Below are 22,134 nucleotides of genomic sequence, written 5' to 3'. Positions count from 1 at the left end.
CAAAAAGCCCGCCATCCGGCGGGCTCAGACTGCTGACGAACCCCGTCGAATTTCGGCGGGGTTTTGTTTTGTGGGTTGATTGAGCTTTTGGATTGATTTCGGGGAGCAGATGCCAAGGCCGTTGCGAGCCGGCTTTGGCCTCATGCGAGGCTTGGTTTTGGCTTTGGCCAGAGGCTGATTGCGATCTTTTTCATGTTCTGGGCGGCGGCTGCGATCAGGCACTGGCAGGCGACGCGTGTTCGCCCTCGGAAGCGGGCATAGCGATGGCCGAAGAGCTGCTTGGCATCGGCGAAGGATCGCTCGACCGTCTCCTTGCGGCGTCGATAGATCGCCTTGCCCCATGCGGTTAAGCGGTTGGCATCGACCCGCTCGCGGACATCCTGCCAGACATGGCGCGTGATGGTGCGCTCGGCCTTGGCGTTTGATGTGCAAGACGCCAGCAGCGGACAGTTGCGGCAGATCGTCGGGTCGCTCCTGTAGTGGCGATAACCGCCGCGATCGGTGGTGGCGTAAGTGAGCAACTGGCCCTGCGGGCAACGATAGCCGTCAAGGTCCGGCTCATGGACGAAAGCGCCCTTCCTCATCTTGCCAGGCTTTGGCCGGGGCGGGTTGCGATAGCCGACGACACCGTGGATGTTCCTGTCCTCCAGGCCCTTGGCGATGCCTGGCGTGGCATAGCCGGCATCCAGCCCCGCCGCCGTGACGTCGAAGCCGAAACGCTCCACCTGGCGGTCGAGCCGGTCGAGATAGACGATCGAGTCATGCACGTTGGCCGGCGTGGCAAACGTGTCGGTGATGATGCCGAAGCCGCCATCCACCGTGCGGTGATCGAGATAAAGAAGCCCTTCGGCTTGCCCTCGCGCACCATATAGCCAGCCTCAGGATCGGTGCGCGAGACCTTCGTCTCTTTCACCGCAGGCTGCCGCTCCTGCTCCTTCAGCGCCTTCTGGCCGTGCAACGCCCGTTCGGCATCGATCGCCCGGTCGAGCTCGCCCCAGTAGTCGGCACGCGACTTGGCGACCATGGCAAGGTCGTACTTGCCCTTGTTGGCATTGGCCTTCAGGTGCGTGCTGTCGGTGTAGAGCACCGTGCCGTCGACCAAGCCTGCCCCGATCGCCTGCTCGACAATGCGGTCGAAGATCGCCTGCGCGATCGTCTCGTCCTGGTAGCGCCGGCGTCGGTTCTGCGACAATGTCGAGGCGTCGAACACCTTGTCCGTCAGCTTCAGCCGCAGGAACCACCGGTAGGCGACATTGACCTCGATCTCTCGCACCAATTGCCGCTCCGAGCGCACCCCGAACAGGTAGCCGATGAACAGCGCCTTGAACATCAAGGTCGGATCAAGTGGCGGGCGACCATTGTCGGCGCAGTAAAGCGGCGCTGTCAGATCGTGGATGAACGAGAAATCGATAACACCATCGATCTTGCGCAGAAGGTGATCAACTGGAACCAGTTGATCGAGCGTGACGATCTCAAGTGCGGTTTGTTCAGGGCCGGCTCGCTTCAACATCACCCACTGAATCACAAACCCCCAACTCTCGCCAGGGGGTTGTCAGCAGTCTGAGCCCGCCGGAGGCGGGCTTTTTTGTTTGGGCGCGCGGCAGGTATTCTCCCGCACACGGAGAGCAGGCAAAAGCTCTCAAACGTGCTGACCGCCGTTGATATGGATTTCAGAGCCCGTGACATAGGAGGCCTGGCCCGAGCACAGGAAATAGATGATGTCGGCGACTTCCGACGTCAGGCCGAGCCGGCGCATCGGGATCGTCTCGACGATCTTGTCGGTCCCCGGCGACAGGATGGCAGTGTCGATCTCGCCGGGCGCAATGGCGTTGACACGGATGCCGTGCGGGCCGAAATCGGCGGCCATCTCGCGGGTCAGCGCGCCAAGTGCTGCCTTGGACGTGGCATAGGCCGTGCCGGCAAAGGGATGGACGCGGGTGCCGGCGATTGAGGTCACGTTGACCACCGAGCCCTTGGCCGCCGCCAGTTCCTTGAACAGGCCGCGCGCCAGCATGATCGGCGCCAGGAAATTGACCTGGAACACGTCGCGCCAGACATGCATCGGCGTGTCGATCGAGTTCATCCGACCGCCGCCCTTGTGCTTGGGCGAGATGCCGGCGTTGTTGACGAGCGCATGCAGCAGTCCGCCTTCCTTCTCCAGCCGCTGGCGGATTTCGGAAACGGCGCTGCCGACATCACCCTGGTCGGCGAGGTCGACCTTGATGTGATCATCCGGACCGGCCGGCCACGGGCAATCGTCTGAAAATGCCTGGCGCGAACAGGTGATGACGCGCCAGCCCTCGCGCGAAAAGCGCTTCACCGTCGCATGGCCGATGCCGCGGCTGGCTCCGGTCAAAACGATCGTCTTTCGCCCTTCGGTCTTCTCGGCCATCACATCCTCATTTCAAGCTTACAGCTTATGTAGCGGATGCACCTTGCCATTGCGAGGGGGCGCGGCTCTCGGCCGCGCTCGGCAGAGGCCTCGCGGCTTGACCGCGCCGGCCTGACGGGCGACTTCTAGGCCCCATGTCCATGACCTCGCGACGAGGAGACTATCCGTGCAATTTACTGAAATCGGCGGCATCACGCTGCATCACCAGCTGATCGGCGGGCCTGCCAACAAGCCGGTCTTCGTCTTCGTCAATTCGCTCGGCACCGACTTCCGCATCTGGCGTGACGTCATCATCCGCTTTGCCGGCGACTTCCCGATCGTCACCTACGACAAGCGCGGCCACGGCCTCTCCGATGTCGGTACGTCGCCATATCGGATGGACGATCACATCGGCGACCTCGAAGGCCTGCTCGATCATCTCAACGTCAAGGACGCCATCATCTGCGGGTTGTCGGTCGGCGGCATGATCGCGCAAGGCCTTTACGCCAGGCGGCCCGACCTGGTGCGGGCGCTCGTGCTCTGCGACACCGCCCACAAGATCGGCACGGCAGAGCTGTGGAACAGCCGCATCGCCGCCGTCGAAAAGGATGGCATCGCGGCGATCACGGGCGACATTCTGCAGCGCTGGTTCACGCCCGACTTCCATGCGCAGCGCAAAGCCGACCTCACCGGATACCGCAACATGCTGACGCGCCAGCCTGTCGTCGGCTATGCCGGCACCTGTGTTGCCCTGCGCGATGCCGACTACACCGAGGCGGCCAAGGCGATTGCTGTGCCGACGCTCTGCGTCGTCGGCGATCATGACGGCTCGACGCCGCCGGCGCTGGTGCGCGCGCTGGCCGATCTCATCCCCGGCTCTCGCTTCAAGATCATCGACGGCGCCGGCCACATCCCTTGCGTCGAGAAGCCGGAAGAACTGACCGCTCTCATCAAGAACTTCGTCGCCCAGCTGCCGCCGCAATAGGCTGGCTGCCACCGGTGGCGCCTACGCCGCCGGTGGTTCCATCGCTTCGGTCGTGCCGCTGCCGGCCTCGTCCGGCTCCTTGAGCCTGAACCAGGCGACATAGAGTGCCGGCAAAAACAGCAGGGTAATTGCCGTGCCGGCCAGAATGCCGCCCATCATCGCATAGGCCATGGGCGCCCAGAACACCTCGCGGGCGATCGGGATCAGCGCCAGCGATGCTGCCGCCGCCGTCAACGCAATCGGCCGCATGCGGTGCTCGGAGGCCTCGATCACCGCATGCCACCGGTCGGTACCCGTGGCGATCAGCTCCTCGATCTGGACGATCAGGATCACCGAATTGCGGATCAGGATGCCGACCAGCGCCAGCACGCCGAGGATGGCGACGAAGCCGAGCGGCTGGCCCGTCGGCACGAGTGCCGCGACCACGCCGATCAAGCCGAGCGGCGCGACAGCCACCACCAGGAACAGCCGCTGGAAGCTTTGCAGCTGCAGCATCAGCACGGTTGCCATGATGAACAGCATAAGCGGCACCACGGCGATGATCGGCCCTTGGCTGTTGGCGCTTTCCTCGACCGAACCGCCGGTTACGACAGTGTAGCCGTCGGGCAACTTGGCAGCGAAGTCGTCGATCGCTGGCTTGAGTTCGGCGACGACGGTGTCGGGCAGGGCGCTGCCGACCATGCCCGCCTTGACGGTGATGGTGGGCAGGCGGCTGCGGCGCCAGACCGTCGGCTGCTCGATCTCGTAGCGGAAGTCGGCCACCGTCGCGAGCGGGATGGATTCGCCGCCTCCGGTGGGTATCTGCAGGTTGCGCAGCGTTTCGATCGAGCCGCGTTCGGCATCCTGCGCCCGCACCACGACATTGATCAGATATGTGGCGTCGCGCACCTGGGTGATTGCCACACCGCCGACAACGCTGTTCATGGCGCTGGCGATGTCCTCGGAGGTGATGCCGAGCTGCCGTGCCTTGTCCTGTAGCACTTCGACCTTCAGCACGCGCTCCGGCTCGTTCCAGTCGAAGCTTGGCGCCTGCAGCTTGGGATTGGGCGAAATGACGCCCGCCAGCTGCTGTGACAGCGCCCGCACCGTCTGCACCTCCGGGCCGCTGATGCGATACTGCACCGGCCGGCCCACAGGCGGGCCGAGCTCCAGCGTCTTGACGTAGGTGTCGGTTCCGACGAACTGCTCGCGCAGGGTCTTTTCGATCGCCGGCTGCACCCGGTGCCGTGCTTCGAGGTCCTTGGTCACGATCACCGTCTGGCCGAAATAGGGATTGGCCGGCTGCACGTCATAGGCCAGCACGAAGCGCACCGCGCCCTGTCCGATATAGGAGCTCCAGTGGTCGATGTCGGCATTGCCCTTCAGCGCGATCTCCTCGAAGCGCTCGATCTGGGCACGTGTCTCGGCAATCGAGCTGTTCTGCGGCAGGTTCCAGTCGACGATCAGTTCGGGCCGGTCCGACGGCGGGAAGAACTGTTGCTGCACGAAAGTCAGCCCCACCACCGACAGCACGAAGGCGACGACGGTGGCGATGATGGTCAGCCAGTGGCGGCGCACGGCAAGCCGCAACAGACGCGAGAAGCCCGCCGCAAAGCGGCCCGGCCGCTCGTCGTGTTTTTTCATCGTCGCCGGCAAGAGCGTGACGCCGAGCAGGGGCGCAAACAGCACCGCCACGATCCAAGACAGCAGCAGCGAAACGGCGATGACGACGAACAGCGTGTAGGTGTATTCGCCGGCCTGGCTGCTGTTGAGGCCGATGGGGATGAAGCCGGCGACCGTCACCAGCGTGCCGGTCAGCATCGGAAACGCAGTTGACGTGTAGACATAGGTCGCGGCTTTGCGGAGCGAGTCGCCGACCTCCAGCCGGGCCACCATCATCTCGACGGCAATCATCGCGTCGTCGACGAGCAGGCCGAGCGCGATGATCAGCGCTCCGAGCGAAATGCGCTGCAGCGAGATGCCCATATAGGCCATGACCAGGAAGGTGATGGCCAGCACCAGCGGGATCGACAGCGCCACCACGAAGCCGGCACGCATGCCCAGGCTGATGAAGGACACGGCGAGCACGATGGCCACCGCCTCGAACAGAGCGCGGGTGAAGCCCGACACGGCATGCTCGACGATGACCGGCTGGTCGGCGACCTGGTGCACGCCGACGCCGACCGGCAACTCACCGGTGACCTGCCCCATCAGCGCCTTCAACGCGTCGCCGAACTCAAGCAGGTTGGCGTTCGGCTTCATGCCGATGGCGAGACCGATCGCCGGTTCGCCATTGACGCGGAACAGGGCCGTCGGCGGATCGACATAGCCGCGGCTGATGGTGGCGACGTCGCTCAGCCGGAAGAAGCGATCATTGACCCTGAGGTTGATCGCCCTGAGGCTTTCCTCCGAGGTGAACTGGCCGCCGACGCGCACCGCGATGCGCTCCGGTCCGGCCTGGATGACACCCGACGGCGACACCGCGTTCTGCGCCTGCAGGCTGGCGACGACGGCCTGCTGGTTGAGGCCCAGAGCCGCGATCTGGCGCGTCGAGAATTCGAGATAGATGACCTCGTCCTGCGCACCGATCAGCTCGACCTTGCCGGCATTGGGAATGGTCAGGATGCGCGTGCGCACCATCTCGACATAGTCGCGCAGCTGGCGCATCGACAGCCCGTCCGAGGTGAAGGCATAGATGTTGCCGAACACGTCGCCGAAGCGGTCGTTGAAGAACGGTCCTTGCACCCCTTGCGGGAAATTGGGCCGGAGGTCGTTGACCATGTTGCGGACCTGCACCCAGGTCGGGGCCACGTCGCGCGCCTTGGTGGTCGGCTTGAGATTGACGAAGATGATCGTCTGGCCGGCGGTCGTCACGCTGCGGCTGAAATCGAGGCTCTCCAGTTCCTCGAGCTTCTTTTCGATCCTGTCGGTCACCTGCCGCGTCGTTTCGTCGACCGAGGCTCCCGGCCAGTTGGCCTGGATCAGCATCGTCTTGATGGTGAAGCTCGGGTCTTCCTCGCGGCCGAGATTGAGATAGGCGAAGACGCCCGCCACGGTGAAGATCAGCATGAAGTACCAGACCAGGGAGCGGTGGTTCAGCGCCCAGTCGGAAAGATTGAAACCCTTCACCTACGCCCCCTCTGGAATTCTGACCTTCTGGCCCTCGGCAAGGCTGCGCACGCCGGCAGTCACCACGCGCGTGCCGGCGCCGATACCGCCGGCGGTAAAGCTCGCACCGTCCTTTGCCTTGACCTCGACAGGCTGCAGGCTGACGGTCGAAGCATTGGGGTCGACGACCCAGACGAAGCTCTTGCCGTCCTTTTCCAGCAAGGCTGTCAGCGGCAGGTCGATCGCAGCGTCTGCCTTCGACGGCTGTGTCGCAGTCACCGTCGAGCCGAGCCGAAAGGCCGTTGGTGGATCGCTCAACGCCAACCGCACCCGTCGCGTTCGTGTCGCAGCGTCGGCCTGCGGCGCGATTTCGCGGACATGCGCCTTGGCCCGCAGCGACGGCAGCATCTGCAACGCCACCTCGAACTCGTCACCGTCGCGCAGGCTGATCGCCATCTGGTCGGGAACGTCGACGACGGCCTCGCGCGCATCCGAGCGTGCCACCGTCACCACCATCTGTCCCGGAGAGACTGTCTGGCCGACCTCGGCGCCGACCGCGGTGACGATGCCGTCGAAATCGGAAAACAGTCGGGCGTAACCGAGTTGCTCCTCCGACTTGGCCAGTGCCGCGCGCGTCCGCTCGACATTGGCCGCAGCGGAATCCAGCGCCTGTTTCGCGGAATCATAGACTGCCTGCGAGGTGTTGGATTCGGCCAGCAGGCTGCGCTGGCGCTCCTCGCTGGCGGCGGCATTGGCGAACTGCGCCTCCGCCGTCGTCAGGTCGGCGCGCGCCGCCTGCGAAGCGAGCTCCAGCGCCAGCGGGTCGATCGCGGCAAGCGTCTCGCCCTTGGTCACCATGTCACCGACGCCGACATCGCGCGTCACAAGCCGCCCGAGCAGGCGGAAGGCGAGGTCGGCGGAGAATTCAGGCTGTATCGTTCCGGCAAAGCCCTGCGCGGTCGGGCCGTGCGGCTCGACGACAGTCGACAGCACCGGGCGGATGACTTCGGGAGGGGGCGCTTTTTCCTCGCTGCAGGCCGCAAGCGCGATCAACAGCACGAAAGCAAGCAAGCTTGTCCTGGAGATCATGGCGCCACCTCCACCACCTGGCCGGGACTGAGCAATTGTCCGCCCTGGGCGACAACCGATTGTCCGACCTCCAGTCCATTGGCCACGACGACGACACCCGAGGCAAAGGACTGCACTTCGATCGCCGCCAGCGCCACAGCCTTGGTCGCGGGGTCGATGGTCCAGACCGCGGGCCTTCCCGCATCCGACATCAGCGCCTGCCATGGCAGCACGATTGCCGGCTGGGGCTTCGACACGATTGTGCCTGTTATCGCGGCACCCAACGGCATCTCGGTGGGCGTGTTTGGCACCATCACCTTGACCCTGATCGAACCCGATGCCGGATCGACCGCCGGCGACACCTCGCGCACCTGTCCCGGGGCTTTGATGCGCGGGTCAGAAATCAGCGCGATCATCACGTCGGGTGCCACCGGGTTGCGCGCCACCAGCGCCTCGTCGACATTGAACACGGCGTCGCGGTCTCCGTCCTCGGCAACGGTGAACACCGTCTGCGCCGCCTGCACGACCTGGCCAACCTCGATCGTCCGTGCCGTCACCACGCCGTCGGCGCTGGCCTTCAGTTCGGTATAGGTCAGCCGGTCTTCGGCATTGCTCATCTGGCTCTGTGCCGATTCCACACCGCTTTGAGCGACGCGTTGCGCCTGGTCTGCTTGGTCGTAATCGCGCCGCGTCGTGAAGCCCTGGGCAAGCAGCGTCTTCTGCCGTTCGAATGCGGCGGCGGCCTGCTTGAGCTGCGCCTGCGCGGCATAGAGGCTGGCCTGCGCCGCCCGCACGTCCGACTGCTGCTCCTGCGGGTCGAGCTTCGCCAGCACCTGGCCCTTGGTCACGCGCTGGCCGATGTCGACACTGCGCTCGGCGACCCGGCCGCCGACCTGGAATGACAGGTTGTTCAGCGTCCGCGCGGCAATGACGCCGGTCAGCGATGTCGATGGTGCATAGTCGGTCAGTTTGACCTCGACGGAGCGCACCACGATCGGCTGCCGTTCCGCCGTTTCCTGTTTCTGGCAGGCCGGAAGCGGCAACAGAAGGCAAAGCGCGAGGGCGGTGAGGTGTCGTCTGGGTGGCGCGCATGCCGATATCTTGCCCGGCATACCTGCGGTGATCGGGTTCGTGGATCGCATCTGCCCCCCCCCAAATCGCTTCGTCAACAAGCTACGATGCAACTGGCAATCGGGCAACGCCCAGCAAACCTGCCGGTATCGTGATGCGACAGGGCGAGTACGTGGCGCACAGCACACGTTGCCACGGAACCCGAGCTATTCCGGAGCGTTGTTGGACGCAATCAACTCGGAGGATCGCCATGGATCGTATGCTCTTCGACAGCCCTGTACAGATCCGCATCGGGACGGAAAGCACCCAGCGCGAGGTGACGACCGTCAAGGGCGCCTACGAAGCGCTCGTCGACTGGCCGCATGCCAAGCGCAGCGGTCCGCTCTACCGCGAGGCGGTCGAAACCGTATCCGCAGCCCTTGCCGGCACCCGCACGCGCGAGGCTGCCAAACGGGCCTTTATCGCCGCTGCCGACGAAATCGGCATCAGGATCTGAGCTTGTCGGCCATCGGGCGGAGGGGCGGCCGTTCGCCGGGCGGCGAACGGCGCAAGACTCTATTGCCGGCGAAAATGGGCAGGACATCTCAGTCACGCACGGTTTGCCGGAATAAATTAACTCTACAGAAGTTATAGAATTAACATTCTGAATGGGCATCGTCATTCAACCCCGGCCGCGGCATCTTCAATCCCGTACTGGAATTTCTGCGACCGATCCCGCTGCTCGCCTATCTGCCGCCAGTGATCATCTGGTTCGGCATCGGCGAACAGGCCAAGGTGCTGGTCATCGCAATTGCCATGGTGGCGCCGATCGCGCTGTCGACGGCCTCCGGCGTGCGCGGTGTGCAGCAGGATCGCCTCAACGCCGCGCGCTCGCTTGGCGCCACGCGCCGGCAGGTCATCCGTTTCGTCGTCTTGCCCAGCGCGCTGCCGTCGATCCTCACCGGCCTGCGCATCGCGCTGGGCGCCGGCTGGACCACTTTGGTCGCCGCAGAACTGGTGGCTGCGACGCGCGGCCTCGGTTTCATGATCCAGTCGGCGGCTCAGTTCCTCGTCACCGACGTCGTCGTGATGGGAATTCTGGTCATCGCCGCGGTCACCTTCGTGCTCGAATTCGGCCTGCGTTTTGTCGAACGCAGGCTTGTGCCCTGGGCCGGCCGCGAGTAGCGGTCGGCCGAGGCTGCGGCCCGGCACTTATGCCCGCATGGTTTCGCGCATGGCGCTGCGTCCGCGCAGCATGGGTAGTCCCAGCGTCACCAGCACGAAGCCGGCTGTCACGACCTTGAGGTCGCTTGGCTGCAGCCCGATCGACAATGCCAGCGACACGAGCTGATAATAGACCATTGCACCGACGACAGGCGCCAGCAATTGCCGGGTGACGGTCTGCCGTCCGGTGATCGTTTCGCCGATGACCAGCGAGGCGAGACCGTTGATCAGGATGCCGGTGCCCATGCCAACGTCGGCATAGCCCTGCAACTGCACGATGAGCGCGCCGCCAAGCGCGGTCAGGCCAGAGGCGACACCCAGGCCGACGATCGTGTATGTCCAGATGCTGATGCCGAGCGATGGCGCCAGCTCCGGATTGATGCCGATGACGCGTAACGCCGCTCCTGCCTGCGTGGCCAGGTACCAGCGCAATGCGACCAGGGCCACGACGATCAGCACGGCGAATGTGGCGACTTGCAGCCGAACGTCGGTCAGGATGGCCGGGTTGATCTGGGTAAAGATGTTGTCGGTGTTGAACAAGGCGATGTTCGAGCGGCCGAGAACGCGCATGTTCGCGCTGTAGAGTGCCGTGAAGACCAGGATGCCGGCCAGCAGCGAATTGATGCGAAAGCGCAGATGCACCAGCGCGGTCGCCGCGCCGGCTCCGACACCAGCGAGCATCGCGACAACGGTTGCCAAGAGCGGCGGATATCCGGCCAGCAAAAGTGTGGCGCAGACGCAGCCGCCAAGCGGAAACGCACCTTCGCTGGTCAGATCAGGAAAGCTCAGCAAACGGAACGGGATCATGATGCCGAGCACCAGGAACGAATAGATGAGGCTTTGCGAGAGCGTCACCGGCACGAGATTGAGATAGGCGTGGATCACGTCCATTGGTCAGGTTCCGAGCAGCATGCGATCGTTTTCGATTCTGAACTTCTCGACGAGATCGGCAGGCGTGAGTCTTGCCTTCTCGGTGCCGCCGATGTCGTCGCGGATGCGGCCGGCATCCATCATGACGAGCCGGTTACCGGTCTCGATCGCCTGGCGCATGTTGTGGGTGACCATCAGCGTGGTCAGCGACTGCTCCGCGACGATCCGCAAGGTCGTCGCCATGATCAGGTCGGCAGTGCGCGGGTCCAATGCCGCCGTATGCTCGTCGAGCAACAGCAGCGAGGGGCGCGACAACGATGCCATGATCAGGGACAAGGCCTGGCGTTGCCCGCCGGAGAGCTGGGCCACCGGCGTCGACAACCGGTCTTCCATGCCGAGCGCCAGGCTGGAGAGCAGCATCCGGTAGCGGTCGCGCTTGGCGCCGTCGAGATGGCGCGCGAAGCCTCTGCGTTGCCCGCGCTGTTCGGCGAGCGCCAGGTTTTCCTCGATGGTCATGGCCGCAGCTGTACCGATCATCGGGTCCTGGAACACCCGCGCGATCATGCCGGCCCGGCGATGTGCTGCAAGGCGGGTGATGTCCTGGCCGTCCAGGGCAATCGAGCCGCCATCCGGCTCGATTGCGCCGGCGATCATGTTGAGCAGCGTCGATTTGCCGGCGCCGTTGGAACCGATGATCACGACGAAGTCGCCGCGGTCAAGCGCCAGATCCACCCCGTTCAACGCCGGTCGCGCTCCGGCAAGGCCGGCGTTGAAGGTCTTGCGCAGGTCCGCGCAGACGAGCAGGGGCATGCTCACCGCTGTCACTTGAGCAGCCATGGACTGTCCTTGAGTGCTTCCGGAACCGTCAGGCCAACGGCTGCGAGGCCCTTGGGGCTGACATAAGCGTCGAAGTCTTCGCCCTTGGGAACATAGGGCGCGATGTCGGCCGGCTTCTCGCCCTTGAGGATCCGGTCGGCGATGTCGGCGGCATGCTCGCCATTCTTGCGATAGGAGATGGCGTGGAAACCGGCGAGCTGATCCTTGAGGTCAGGGGCGTAGACCGAGTTGAACAGCGGCAGCTTGATCCTCTGCGCCACCTGGGCAACGACCGGTACCGAGGTCTGCACCACATTGGACTGGATGAGGAAGATGGCGTCCACCTGTCCGGCGAAGGTCTGGACACGCTGGGGCAGGTCGTTGGGATTGTCGACCGGCACGCCGACGATTTCGATCCCGGCCTTTGCGGCCGCCTTGTGGATCAGCTCCATATTGGAGGTGTCGTTGTCTTCGCCCGGATTGAACAGGGTCCCGACCTTCTTGACCTCGGGCAACACCTTCTTGAGGTAGTCGAAGGAAGCATCGAAGTCGGGCAGCATCGACGCGCCGGTGCTCCAGCCCGAGCCGTGCTGCCAATCCGGCACGATGCCCGCCACGACCGGGTCGACGACCGCGCCGAACACGACCGGGATCGACTTGTCGGTAATGCCGCGCACCGCCGCCTGGTTGAGGCCGGTGGTGATGGCGAGGATCAGTGCCGGATGCTTGGCTTCCACCTGCTGCAGGATCTGGGGAACGAGGCTGCGGTCGAAATTGGCGTGCTGGAAGCCGTAGGTGACGTCCTTGCCTTCGACGTAGCCCAATTCGCTCATCCGGGCCTTGAAGCCTTCGGCGACCTGGTTGAGCGCCGGGTGCTCGCCGAAGCTGGCGATCTCGACCAGTTTCGGGTCAGCCAGGGCTGCGCCATTCGCGGCGGTGAGCAAGGCTGCAGCGAGCAGCCACTTCATCAATTTCACGACACGCTCCTAAGGTTGGGATTACACGATGGAGGGGCGCCAGTTCTGTTCGGCGACCCGCAGGAAATTCTCGCCCAGCACGCCAAGTATGGCCGTCTCCGAATAACCATGGCGTTCCAGCGCTTCGACCAGTTCGGGCAGGACTTCGGGTTTGACATCGGCCCACGGCGGGCGCGGATAGCCGCGCAACGCCATCATCGGACCGGAGTCGTAGAGCTTGGTCATGAAGGGCTGGTAGAAAACGGTGTCGAGGCCGAGGCCGACATGTTCGGGCCCGACGAGCTGGGCGACGTAATCGATATGGCGCATCAGCGCCGGAACGTCGGAACGGTTGTCGTCGGTCAGGAAGGCGCCGATGGAGTTGATGCCGACCACGCCGCCTCGGCGGGCGAGCGCCTTGATCTGGACGTCGTCGATGTTGCGCTCGTGGTTCTTCAGCGCACGTACGCTCGAATGCGAGAACACCACCGGCTTTTCCGATAGCTCGATGATGTCGAGCGATGTGTTGATGCCGGCATGGCTTGCGTCGAGCATCATGCCGACGCGGTTGGCCTCGGTCACGAAGGCACGGCCCAGCATGGAAAGCCCGGCATCCGAGGGCTCGTGGCAGCCGTCGCCAAGCGGGTTGCGGGTGTTGTAGGCGACGATCATCCAGCGGATTCCAAGCCGGTACCAGCTGTCGATCATCGCGGGCTCGTGCGCGGCCGGGCCGGCCCCTTGCAGATGCAGGCCGATCGCCATCTTGCCTGACTGCTTGGCCGCGCGGATGTCGGCCACGGTTTCGATGAGCTGGTAATCGTGAGCGCGTTGCTCGAACCAGCGCCTTTGTTGGGAGAGATGCCGGAACGTCGGCTCCGGTCGGTCCCAGTCGGCGCCGATTGTGAGCGAGAGGAAGGAGAACCCCGCGTCGCGATAGCGGACCAGCATGTCGGGTCCTTCATCGAGACATTCGGGAGTCCAGCCCACGGCACTTTCCCAGACGACAGCCTTGGCGATGAGGTTGTTGGCTGAAACAGTCACGTCGTCTGCACCCGCTGAGCAATGAAATCCAAGCGGTCAGCTAATCGGCAATCTCGTCGTTGCGCTATTGCCCGGAATGGGTTTGATTGTTTCATACTTGAACCAATCAAGGCTCCGTCATGCCGACAACGCCCGATCCGTTCGACCTGATGATCTTTGCGCGCGTTGCGGAAACGGGCAGCTTCAGCGCCGCGGCCGAACGGCTTGGTCTGCCGAAGTCGACGGTGTCGCGGCGCATCACCGTCCTCGAAGCGCAGTTGGGCGAGCGCCTGCTCCAGCGCAGCACGCGGCGCAATTTCCTGACCGAGATGGGCCAGCGCATTCTCATTCCCGCCGAACAGATCATCCACGAGGTGGATGCCGTCATGGCCGTCGCCGAACACCGGCAGGTGACCCCGTCGGGACGGCTGCGTGTCTCCGTCCCCGGCGACCTTGCCGCAATCTCGCTCGCACCGATGCTGGCTGAATTCAGCAAGGCATATGGCGAAATCCAGCTCGAACTGGATCTGTCGCCTCGTTATGTCGACGTCATTGCCGACGGTTTCGATCTCGCCATACGGATCGGTGGCGAAGCGCAGGACCTGAGGTTGACCACCCGGCATCTGGTCGACCTCGGCATCGGTCTTTATGCCTCGCCGCAGTACAGGGATCGCGCCGGCCAGCCCGATGCGCCCGAGGCCCTCGCACATCATGACGTGCTGGTGCTGCTCGCCGATGGCGTTCCGGTCAACTGGGTGCTGAACAAGGATGCCCAGTCGGTTGCCGCCGACATGTCGGGGCGGCGGGTCTGCGCGAATTCTTACGAGCTGCTGTTCCGCATGGCGCGTTCCGGCGCCGGCATTACGGCGATGCCCGATCTTTTCGCGCGGCCTTACCTGGCAAGCGGCGAACTCGTCCGCATCCTGCCGGCATGGAGTCTTGCCCCGGCCATGGTGCGCGCCGTCTTTCCGAGCAGGCAACTGATGCCGCGCAAGACGCGGGTCTTCCTCGATGCGCTTTTGGGCCATCTCAAGCCGCGTCCGCTGAGGACGGCGCAGCCACTGCCGGCCTAGTCGGCGATCGCCGGCAGTGTCGGCGGCGTCGCAACAAGCCGTCTGCGTGCCGAAGACGATGGCGTCATAGTCGGCAAGTTCGCTTGGTATGGCCAGGGGCGTGTCGTCGTGCCGGATGCCCGCCTTGAGCAGCATCGTTGCTTCGTCCATCAGCTAGGGAACGCGGCAGCACCAGGATCTTGGACGTGGGGATCTCCTTCTGCCGGCCGCCGCCGGAAGTGAAAAGGTTGCTGATTGTCTCGAGGGAGACGCCGCCCGAAGGCGGCGCATTTGTTCAGGCAGTGGCGAGCCTGGCTGGAGCCGGCTTTGCCTGCTGGGCGCGCTGGCTGAGCCAGACGCTGCCGAGCACCACGACCATGCCGAGGATCTGCGCTGCGCTGAGCGACTGGCCGAGCACCGACCAGCCGAGGATCACGGCGGTCATCGGGCTGAGAAAGCCGAGCGGTGAGACGACTGATGGTTCCAGCCTGGCGATGCCACGGAACCACAGGATGTAGGTCAGTGCCGCGCCGATCAGGCCAAGCCAGGCGAGGCCGAGCAGGTTGGGCATCGTCAGCGACGTCAGCGACGGCTCCTGCAGCAGCGCCACCGGGAGGAGCAGCAGACCGCCAGCCGTCAGTTGCCATGCAGTGAAGGTCAGCGGTGTGACTGTCGGCTGCCAGCGCCGGCTGAGCACCGTGCCGGCGGCCATCGACACGGCACCGGCGAGGCCGGCAGCGATGCCGATGGGGCCGAGTGCCGCGTGCGGCGTCAGGATCAGCAGCGCCACGCCGGCCATGCCGGCAAGGGCAGCCACGATCGACAGCGGGCGGATCGGCGAGCCGAGCAAGGCGCGTGCGAGCAGGATGACGATCAGCGGCTGGATCGCGCCGACGGTTGCCGCGACGCCGCCCGGCAGCCGGTAAGCGGCAACGAACAGCAGCCACCAGAAGACCGAGAAGTTGAGCGCGCCGAGCACCAGCACGCGGGCCCACCAGATGCCCTGCGGGAACTGCCGGACGAGCAGCAGTAGCAGCAGGCCGGCTGGAAGCGCCCTCAGCATGGCAACCGTCAGCGGGTAGCCGGCGGGCAGGAACTCAGTCGTCACGATATAGGTGCTGCCCCAGATCGCGGGGGCGATTGCAGTCAGCAGCAGGTCGGTGTTGCGCGTCGTCATGGCTGCATCTCTCTTTACATCGAGTATCTTGATCTCAAGATAATCCATATTCTCTTGACGTCAAGAGAAATAATCGGAATGGTGGGCCATGGATCAGGTTGACGACATTCTTGCCCAGTGGAACCGCGAACGGCCCGACCTCGACGTCGCGCCGATGGGGCTTATCGGCCGCGCCAACAGGGTGTCGCAGCATCTCGGCCGCGAGATGGAGAAGACCTTTGCAGCGCATGGGCTGAACTTCGCCAGCTTCGACGTGCTGGCGACGCTGCGTCGTTCGGGGCCGCCTTATGCGCTGTCACCTGGCGATCTCTCGGCGACGATGATGATCACCTCGGGCACCATGACCAACCGCGTCGACCAGCTGGAAAAGGCAGGCCTCGTCGAGCGTCGGCTCAACCCCGACGACCGCCGCAGTTTCATCGTCTCCCTGACCGACAAGGGCTTCGCCACTATCGACGCCGCCGTCACCGACCATGTCGCGACGCAGACGCGCATCGTTTCGATGCTGACCAAGGAGGAGCGGGTGGCGCTCGACGCGCTCCTCAGCAAGTTTTTGGTCGGATTCGAGAGCGTGTGACTTTGGCTACGGCCAGCTGCGAATTACCCCCTCCTCACAAGGGGGTGGGAGACCAGCGTGCCGCCACGCATCTCGCCGTCTCGGGCAGGATTTGGCGGTTCACCCCGCCAGCGCCTGCTCCAGGTCGGCGATCAGGTCATCGCCATCCTCGATGCCCGCCGACAGCCGCACCAGCGAATCCGAGATGCCGATCGCGGCGCGCTTCTCGGCCGGGATCGAGCCGTGCGTCATCAGCGCCGGGTGCTCGATCAGGCTTTCGACGCCACCGAGGCTTTCTGCCAGCGTGAACAGCTGCGTGCGTTCGAGGAAGCGCTTGGTGCCGGCGAGGTCACGGTCGAGGTCGACCGAAATCATGCCGCCGAAATGATGCATCTGCGCCTTGGCGATGGCATGCTGCGGATGGCTGTCGAGGCCGGGATAAATCACCCTGCGCACATCCTTGCGCGCTTCCAGCCAGCGCGCGATCTGGGCGCCGTTCTGCGAATGCCGCTCCATGCGCAATGCCAGGGTCTTGATGCCGCGCAGCGCTAGGAAGCTGTCGAATGGTCCGGAGATCGCGCCGATGGCGTTCTGCAGGAACTTCAGCTGGTCGCGCAGTTCCTTGTTGTCGCCCACCACCACGCAGCCGCCGACCATGTCGGAATGGCCGTTGAGATACTTTGTCGTCGAATGCACGACGATGTCGATGCCGAGCTCCAGAGGGCGTTGGAGGTAAGGGCTGCAAAAGGTGTTGTCGGCGACCGAAAGCACGCCCTTGCGCTTGGCGATTGCGGCGACCCCTTCGAGATCGACGACACGCAGCAGCGGGTTGGTCGGGGTCTCGACCCACAGCATCCTGGTCTCCGGCCGGATCGCCGCCTCGACGGCGGCGAGGTCGGTGAAGTCGACGAAGCTCACCTGCAGCCCGGCGGTACGCTTGCGCACCCGCTCGAGCAGCCGGAACGTGCCGCCATAGATGTCGTCGGTGGCAACGATATGCGCGCCTGCGTCGAGCAGCTCGAGCACAGTGCCGATCGCCGCCAGCCCGGAGGCGAAGGCGAAGCCGGCGGAGCCGCTTTCGAGGTCGGCAATCGCCCGCTCGAAGGCAAAGCGTGTCGGGTTCTGGCTGCGGGCGTACTCAAAACCCTTGTGCACGCCCGGGCTCTGCTGGCCATAGGTCGAGGTGGCGTAGATCGGCACCATGACGGCGCCCGTCGTCGGGTCGTGGCTCTGGCCGCCGTGGATTGTGCGCGTCGAAAATGCCAGCCGGTTCTTCTGCGTCGTCATTTTGCTCGCCTGAGATGGTTGATGAGGTCGACCCGAGTGATCAGCCCGACAAATTCCTCGCCGTCGAAGATGATCGCCACTTCGTTGCGGTCGAAGATCGGCAGCAGCGCATCGAGCGTCTGGTTCGCCTGCAGCGTGTGCAGGTCCTTTGCCATCGCCGTCGAGACGGGTGCGTTGAAGCGGTTCCAGCGGCTGTCATAGGGTCCTTCGACAACAGCCAGTATGTCGCTCTCGTCGACGATACCGACGAGCTTGCCGTCTTCCAGCACCGGTAGCTGCGACACGTCCCCACGCCGCATCCGGCCATAGGCCGTCAGCAGGCTGTCGCCAGGTCCGACGAACACCGTGCCGCCCTCGCGATGCGAGCGCGCCACCAGGTCGCTGAGATCGCCATGATGTTCGCGCTCGTCCAGCCCCTGTTCGGCCAGCCAGAAGTCGTCGAACACCTTGGATAGATACTTGTTGCCGCTGTCGCAGACGAAGGTCACCACGCGCTTTGGCGTCTTCTGCTCGCGGCAGTAGCGCAGGGCCGCCGAAAGCAGCGTGCCCGACGACGAGCCGGCCAGGATGCCTTCCTTGGCAAGCAGGTCGCGCACCGCCAGCATGCTTGCCTTGTCGTTGACCGTGTAGGCGCGTCTGACCAGCGACAGGTCGCAGTTCGGCGGTACGAAGTCCTCGCCGATGCCTTCGACGGTCCAGCTGCCTGCCTCTTCCATCTTGCCGGTCTTGACCAGCGGCGCCAGCACCGAGCCCAGCGGATCGGCCAGCACCATCTCGGTCTTGGGCGACACTTTGGCGAAGAACCGCCCGAGCCCGGTCAGAGTGCCGCCCGAGCCGACACCCACCACCACCGCATCGACATCGCCTTCCAGCTGTTCCCAGATCTCGGGGCCGGTCGTCGTCTCATGTGCAAGCGGGTTGGCCGGATTGGCGAACTGGTTGACATAGAACGAACCAGGGATCTCGGCGGCGATCTTTTCCGCCATGTCCTGGTAATATTCGGGATGGCCCTTGCCGACGTCGGAGCGCGTCAGCCTGACCTCGGCGCCGAGCGCGCGCAGGTGCTGGATCTTCTCGCGGCTCATCTTGTCGGGCACGACGAGGATGATGCGGTAGCCCTTGGGAATACCCACTTGCGCCAGTCCGAGCCCGGTATTGCCAGCGGTCGCCTCGACAATGGTGCCACCGCGCTTGAGCTTGCCCTCGCGCTCGGCCGCGGCAATCATCGAAAGTGCGATGCGGTCCTTGATCGAACCGCCGGGGTTCTGGCTTTCGAGCTTGATGAACAGCCGGCACAGGCCGGTGTCGAAACGCGTCAATTCGACGACGGGCGTTTCGCCGATCAAATCGAGCACGGACCTGAAGGGCGGGTTCAAGCGGCTCATGGCGGCGTCTCCCTCGGCAGGCAGGTTCATCGGAATATCCCATGTCGGGCGGGCGGACACCAGCCGCCCGGAAGCGTGTTGCGGCCGTTTGGCCATCCTGGCCGCATTTACCGGTGCTGCCCCAAACGAACAAAGGCAGGGCTTTTCGTTTCGTGCGAAAGCTTGAGAAGGAAATTCTCACGCGCCAGCTTTGGTTCCGTTTGCGGGCAATACATTTCTCTTTCCGGCTGTTGTTGACTCTCCACTTGGTGGAGCACCTAGAAGGGCTGTCATGGACGACAGGATCTACACCATCGGTGAGCTTTCCAGGCTGAGCGGCATCACCGTTCGCAAGCTCCGTTTCTACTCGGACAGGGGGCTTTTGCCCCCGACGGTCAGGGCGGAGAGCGGCTACCGCATGTATTCGGGCGTCGATCTCGAACGGCTCGGGCTCATCCTTGCCCTGCGCGATGCCGGCGTAAGTCTTGCCGACATCGGCAAGATCCTGTCCAACCGCCTCGCCATCTCGGCCGTGCTGGAGCTCAGGCTCAAGGCGCTCGAGGCGGAAATCAAGTCCAAGCGCCGTGTCGCCGCCGCCCTCAAGGCGGCCATCCGGGTTCCCGACCCGACAACAGACGACCTCAGGAGAATATGGACCGTGACAAAGCTCTCCCAGACTGAATTCCGCGCCGCCATCGAGCGCTTCTTCGAAGACGTGGCCTCTGAAGCCAATGTCTCGCCGGAATGGAAGAGGCAGATGATCGACGCTTCGACACCCGACCTGCCCGACGACCCCACGCCCGAGCAGGTCGACGCCTGGACCGAGATCATGGCCTTCGTTTCGGACAAGGAATACGCCATGGAGCTGCGCAACAGCATGTCGTCGATGTGGGACGGCGCGTTCGATCCCACCGCCTATGCCGAGGCCTCCAACGCCATCTTCGCCCGCGTCCGCCGAGCCATCGACAAGGGCGAGACACCGGGGTCCGAAACCGGCAAGGCGATCGCCCGAGACTGGCTGGCCAGTTCCGCCAAGGCGATGAACAGGACACCCGACAAGGCCTTCCTCGACTGGCACGACAACCAGTACCGCAAGTACCATTCGCGGTCGGCGCGCTATTACGAACTGCTGCGCATCCTCAGGGGCGACCGCCAGCCCGACACGATCAGCGAGGAATGGAGCTGGATCAACGCCGCCATGGCCGGGGCGCTGTAGCCTGGCGGCCATGCTGGTTTGCGGGAGCTGCCAAACAACAAAGGGCCCGCGATGCGGGCCCTTTGCATTGATCTTTCTTTCAGGACTTATTCAAACTCGCCGAGGTCGCGGACGGCACCGCGGTCGGCCGAGGTGGCAAAGGCGGCATAGGCCTTCAGCGCCTTGGTCACCTTGCGCTTGCGCACTTCCACCGGCTTCCAGCCCTTGGCGTCCTGTTCGGCGCGGCGGGCGGCGAGCGTCGCTTCGTCGACGCGCAGGCTGATCGTGCGGTTGGGGATGTCGATGTCGATCATGTCGCCCTCGCGCACCAGCCCGATCGTGCCGCCATTTGCCGCTTCAGGCGAGACGTGGCCGATCGACAGGCCTGACGTGCCGCCCGAGAAGCGACCGTCGGTCAGGAGCGCGCAGGCTTTGCCGAGGCCCTTCGACTTGAGGTAGCTGGTCGGGTAGAGCATTTCCTGCATGCCGGGGCCGCCCTTCGGGCCCTCGTAGCGGATCACCACCACGTCGCCGGCCACAACCTCATTGGCGAGGATCGCCTTGACCGAGGCGTCCTGGCTCTCGAACACGCGAGCGGGTCCCGAGAATTTCAGGATCGACTCGTCGACGCCGGCTGTCTTCACCACGCAGCCGTCGCGCGCGATGTTGCCCTTGAGTATGGCGAGGCCGCCGTCCTTGGAGAAGGCATGTTCGGCCGAGCGGATGACGCCTTTTTCGCGGTCGAGGTCGAGATCGTCCCAGCGCCGGTCCTGGCTGAAGGCTGTCTGCGTTGGTACGCCGCCCGGGGCGGCGAGGTAGAAGTCGCGCACCGCCTGGCTCTTGGTCCGCGAGGTGTCCCAATGATCGATGGCTTCGCCGATCGTCGCCGTGTGCACGGTCGGCAGGTCGCGGTTGAGCAGGCCGGCTTTGTCGAGCTGGCCGAGGATGGCAAAAATGCCGCCGGCGCGATGCACGTCTTCCATGTGCACATCGGCCTTGGCGGGCGCCACCTTGCACAGCACCGGAACCTTGCGCGACAGCGCGTCGATGTCGTCCTGGTCGAAGTCGATGTCGCCTTCATGGGCCGTGGCCAGGATATGCAGCACTGTGTTGGTCGACCCGCCCATGGCGATGTCGAGCGCCATGGCGTTTTCGAATGCCCCCTTCGAGGCGATGGAGCGCGGCAGCACGCTCTCGTCGTCCTGCTCGTAATAGCGCTGGGCGAGGTCGACGATCAGGTGACCGGCCTCGACGAACAGCCGCTTGCGGTCGGCATGCGTTGCCAGCGTCGAGCCGTTGCCGGGCAACGACAGGCCAAGCGCTTCGGTCAGGCAGTTCATCGAATTGGCGGTGAACATGCCAGAGCAGGAGCCGCAGGTCGGGCAGGCCGAACGTTCGATGATCTTGACGTCTTCGTCCGAAACCTTGTCGTCGGCGGCGGCGACCATGGCGTCGACCAGGTCGAGCGCGACGTTCTTGCCGCCGAGCACCACCTTGCCGGCTTCCATCGGGCCGCCCGAGACGAACACCGCCGGGATGTTGAGGCGCATCGCGGCCATCAGCATGCCGGGCGTGATCTTGTCGCAGTTCGAGATGCAGACCATGGCGTCGGCACAATGCGCGTTGACCATATATTCGACGCTGTCGGCGATGATCTCGCGGCTCGGCAGCGAATAGAGCATGCCGTCGTGGCCCATGGCGATGCCGTCGTCGACGGCGATGGTGTTGAACTCCTTGGCCACGCCGCCGGCGGCCTCGATCTCGCGGGCGACCAACTGGCCGAGGTCCTTCAGGTGCACGTGACCCGGCACGAACTGAGTGAAGGAGTTTACGACAGCAATGATCGGCTTGCCGAAATCGGTGTCCTTCATGCCGGTGGCGCGCCAAAGGCCACGGGCACCCGCCATGTTGCGGCCGTGGGTGGTGGTGCGCGAACGATAAGCAGGCATGGGGGCTCTCTCATACAATAGATGGCTAACAGTGGGATTGAGCCACTATCGCCCTTGCGTCAACCATTTTTCGCCTGAGCAGGCCTCTGGCATGACGACAGCGGGCA

General features: G+C 64.5%; 18 protein-coding genes and 1 pseudogene. 6 read left to right on the top strand and 13 right to left on the bottom strand.

Annotation, left to right across the window (positions count from 1 at the left end; translation table 11 throughout):
• Positions 1-140 precede the first annotated feature (140 nt).
• Both IG197_RS13585 and IG197_RS13580 read right to left on the bottom strand, forming a co-directional pair.
• A protein-coding gene (locus tag IG197_RS13585; RefSeq protein WP_185910139.1) for an IS1182 family transposase occupies positions 141-1,510 on the bottom strand; the annotation gives its coding sequence in 2 pieces (ribosomal slippage) (positions 141-838 and positions 838-1,510; 1,371 coding nt in all).
• A 129-nt stretch (positions 1,511-1,639) separates the two neighbouring features.
• Positions 1,640-2,392, bottom strand: a complete 753-nt coding sequence (locus IG197_RS13580; protein ID WP_067955447.1) for an SDR family NAD(P)-dependent oxidoreductase — start codon at positions 2,390-2,392, stop codon at positions 1,640-1,642.
• 166 nt (positions 2,393-2,558) lie between these two features.
• Between IG197_RS13580 and pcaD the strand changes: the two genes are divergently transcribed.
• On the top strand, positions 2,559-3,356 hold the full coding sequence (gene pcaD / locus IG197_RS13575; RefSeq protein ID WP_192319471.1) for a 3-oxoadipate enol-lactonase: 798 nt from the start codon (positions 2,559-2,561) through the stop codon (positions 3,354-3,356).
• A gap of 21 nt (positions 3,357-3,377) precedes the next feature.
• On the opposite strand, the gene IG197_RS13570 is transcribed toward pcaD, so the two are convergent.
• From IG197_RS13570 to IG197_RS13560, 3 genes are read right to left on the bottom strand one after another with little or no spacing between them, the layout of a single operon-like run.
• Positions 3,378-6,464 carry an efflux RND transporter permease subunit gene (locus IG197_RS13570; RefSeq protein WP_192319469.1) on the bottom strand — a complete coding sequence of 1,029 codons (3,087 nt, stop codon included), beginning with the start codon at positions 6,462-6,464 and terminating at the stop codon, positions 3,378-3,380.
• The gene (locus tag IG197_RS13565) at positions 6,465-7,532 is read right to left on the bottom strand and encodes an efflux RND transporter periplasmic adaptor subunit (protein WP_192319467.1); all 1,068 of its coding nucleotides are present in this window, start codon (positions 7,530-7,532) and stop codon (positions 6,465-6,467) included.
• The gene (locus IG197_RS13560) at positions 7,529-8,653 is read right to left on the bottom strand and encodes an efflux RND transporter periplasmic adaptor subunit (protein ID WP_192319465.1); all 1,125 of its coding nucleotides are present in this window, start codon (positions 8,651-8,653) and stop codon (positions 7,529-7,531) included. The genes IG197_RS13565 and IG197_RS13560 overlap by 4 nt, the downstream gene beginning before the upstream one ends.
• 179 nt (positions 8,654-8,832) lie before the next feature.
• Between IG197_RS13560 and IG197_RS13555 the strand changes: the two genes are divergently transcribed.
• On the top strand, positions 8,833-9,078 hold the full coding sequence (locus IG197_RS13555) for a DUF982 domain-containing protein (RefSeq protein ID WP_067955441.1): 246 nt from the start codon (positions 8,833-8,835) through the stop codon (positions 9,076-9,078).
• Between the two features lie 173 nt (positions 9,079-9,251).
• A pseudogene (locus tag IG197_RS13550) lies at positions 9,252-9,746 on the top strand (ABC transporter permease subunit); the annotation flags it as partial.
• Positions 9,747-9,773: 27 nt separating this feature from the next.
• On the opposite strand, the gene IG197_RS13545 reads toward IG197_RS13550, so the two are convergent.
• From IG197_RS13545 to IG197_RS13530, 4 genes are read right to left on the bottom strand one after another with little or no spacing between them, the layout of a single operon-like run.
• Positions 9,774-10,676 (bottom strand): ABC transporter permease, encoded by a 903-nt coding sequence (locus IG197_RS13545; protein ID WP_192319463.1) that lies wholly within the window; start codon positions 10,674-10,676, stop codon positions 9,774-9,776.
• Between the two features lie 3 nt (positions 10,677-10,679).
• On the bottom strand, positions 10,680-11,459 hold the full coding sequence (locus tag IG197_RS13540) for an ABC transporter ATP-binding protein (protein ID WP_192319741.1): 780 nt from the start codon (positions 11,457-11,459) through the stop codon (positions 10,680-10,682).
• Between the two features lie 17 nt (positions 11,460-11,476).
• The gene (locus tag IG197_RS13535) at positions 11,477-12,439 is read right to left on the bottom strand and encodes an ABC transporter substrate-binding protein (protein ID WP_246341065.1); all 963 of its coding nucleotides are present in this window, start codon (positions 12,437-12,439) and stop codon (positions 11,477-11,479) included.
• Positions 12,440-12,469: 30 nt separating this feature from the next.
• Positions 12,470-13,468 (bottom strand): dipeptidase, encoded by a 999-nt coding sequence (locus IG197_RS13530; RefSeq protein WP_184770175.1) that lies wholly within the window; start codon positions 13,466-13,468, stop codon positions 12,470-12,472.
• A gap of 119 nt (positions 13,469-13,587) precedes the next feature.
• Here IG197_RS13530 and IG197_RS13525 point away from each other — a divergent pair, with 119 nt between their 5' ends.
• On the top strand, positions 13,588-14,520 hold the full coding sequence (locus IG197_RS13525) for a LysR family transcriptional regulator (protein ID WP_067955433.1): 933 nt from the start codon (positions 13,588-13,590) through the stop codon (positions 14,518-14,520).
• 274 nt (positions 14,521-14,794) lie between these two features.
• Here the strand turns inward: IG197_RS13525 and IG197_RS13520 are convergent, their stop codons facing one another.
• Positions 14,795-15,676, bottom strand: a complete 882-nt coding sequence (locus IG197_RS13520) for an EamA family transporter (RefSeq protein ID WP_210346913.1) — start codon at positions 15,674-15,676, stop codon at positions 14,795-14,797.
• Between the two features lie 88 nt (positions 15,677-15,764).
• On the opposite strand from IG197_RS13520, the gene IG197_RS13515 reads away from it, so the two are divergent.
• Positions 15,765-16,253: a MarR family winged helix-turn-helix transcriptional regulator gene (locus IG197_RS13515; RefSeq protein WP_067955430.1), complete on the top strand. Its 489-nt coding sequence runs from the start codon at positions 15,765-15,767 to the stop codon at positions 16,251-16,253.
• 99 nt (positions 16,254-16,352) lie between these two features.
• On the opposite strand, the gene IG197_RS13510 is transcribed toward IG197_RS13515, so the two are convergent.
• Positions 16,353-17,519 carry a cystathionine gamma-synthase gene (locus tag IG197_RS13510; protein ID WP_067955427.1) on the bottom strand — a complete coding sequence of 389 codons (1,167 nt, stop codon included), beginning with the start codon at positions 17,517-17,519 and terminating at the stop codon, positions 16,353-16,355.
• Positions 17,516-18,904 (bottom strand): pyridoxal-phosphate dependent enzyme, encoded by a 1,389-nt coding sequence (locus IG197_RS13505; protein WP_154385859.1) that lies wholly within the window; start codon positions 18,902-18,904, stop codon positions 17,516-17,518. The genes IG197_RS13510 and IG197_RS13505 overlap by 4 nt, the downstream gene beginning before the upstream one ends.
• 271 nt (positions 18,905-19,175) lie before the next feature.
• Between IG197_RS13505 and IG197_RS13500 the strand changes: the two genes are divergently transcribed.
• Positions 19,176-20,099, top strand: a complete 924-nt coding sequence (locus IG197_RS13500) for a MerR family transcriptional regulator (protein WP_192319459.1) — start codon at positions 19,176-19,178, stop codon at positions 20,097-20,099.
• Between the two features lie 86 nt (positions 20,100-20,185).
• Here IG197_RS13500 and ilvD read toward each other — a convergent pair whose 3' ends face one another.
• Entirely contained in the window at positions 20,186-22,027 is a 1,842-nt protein-coding gene (gene ilvD / locus IG197_RS13495) for a dihydroxy-acid dehydratase (RefSeq protein WP_192319457.1), read from the bottom strand.
• Positions 22,028-22,134 lie beyond the last annotated feature (107 nt).

The sequence above is a fragment of the Aminobacter sp. SR38 genome, assembly GCF_014843375.1.
In the GTDB taxonomy this organism is placed as follows: Bacteria; Pseudomonadota; Alphaproteobacteria; order Rhizobiales; family Rhizobiaceae; genus Aminobacter; species Aminobacter ciceronei.
The sequence above is the reverse complement of the archived record's forward strand: the minus strand, read 5'-3'. Positions and strand labels throughout refer to the sequence as shown.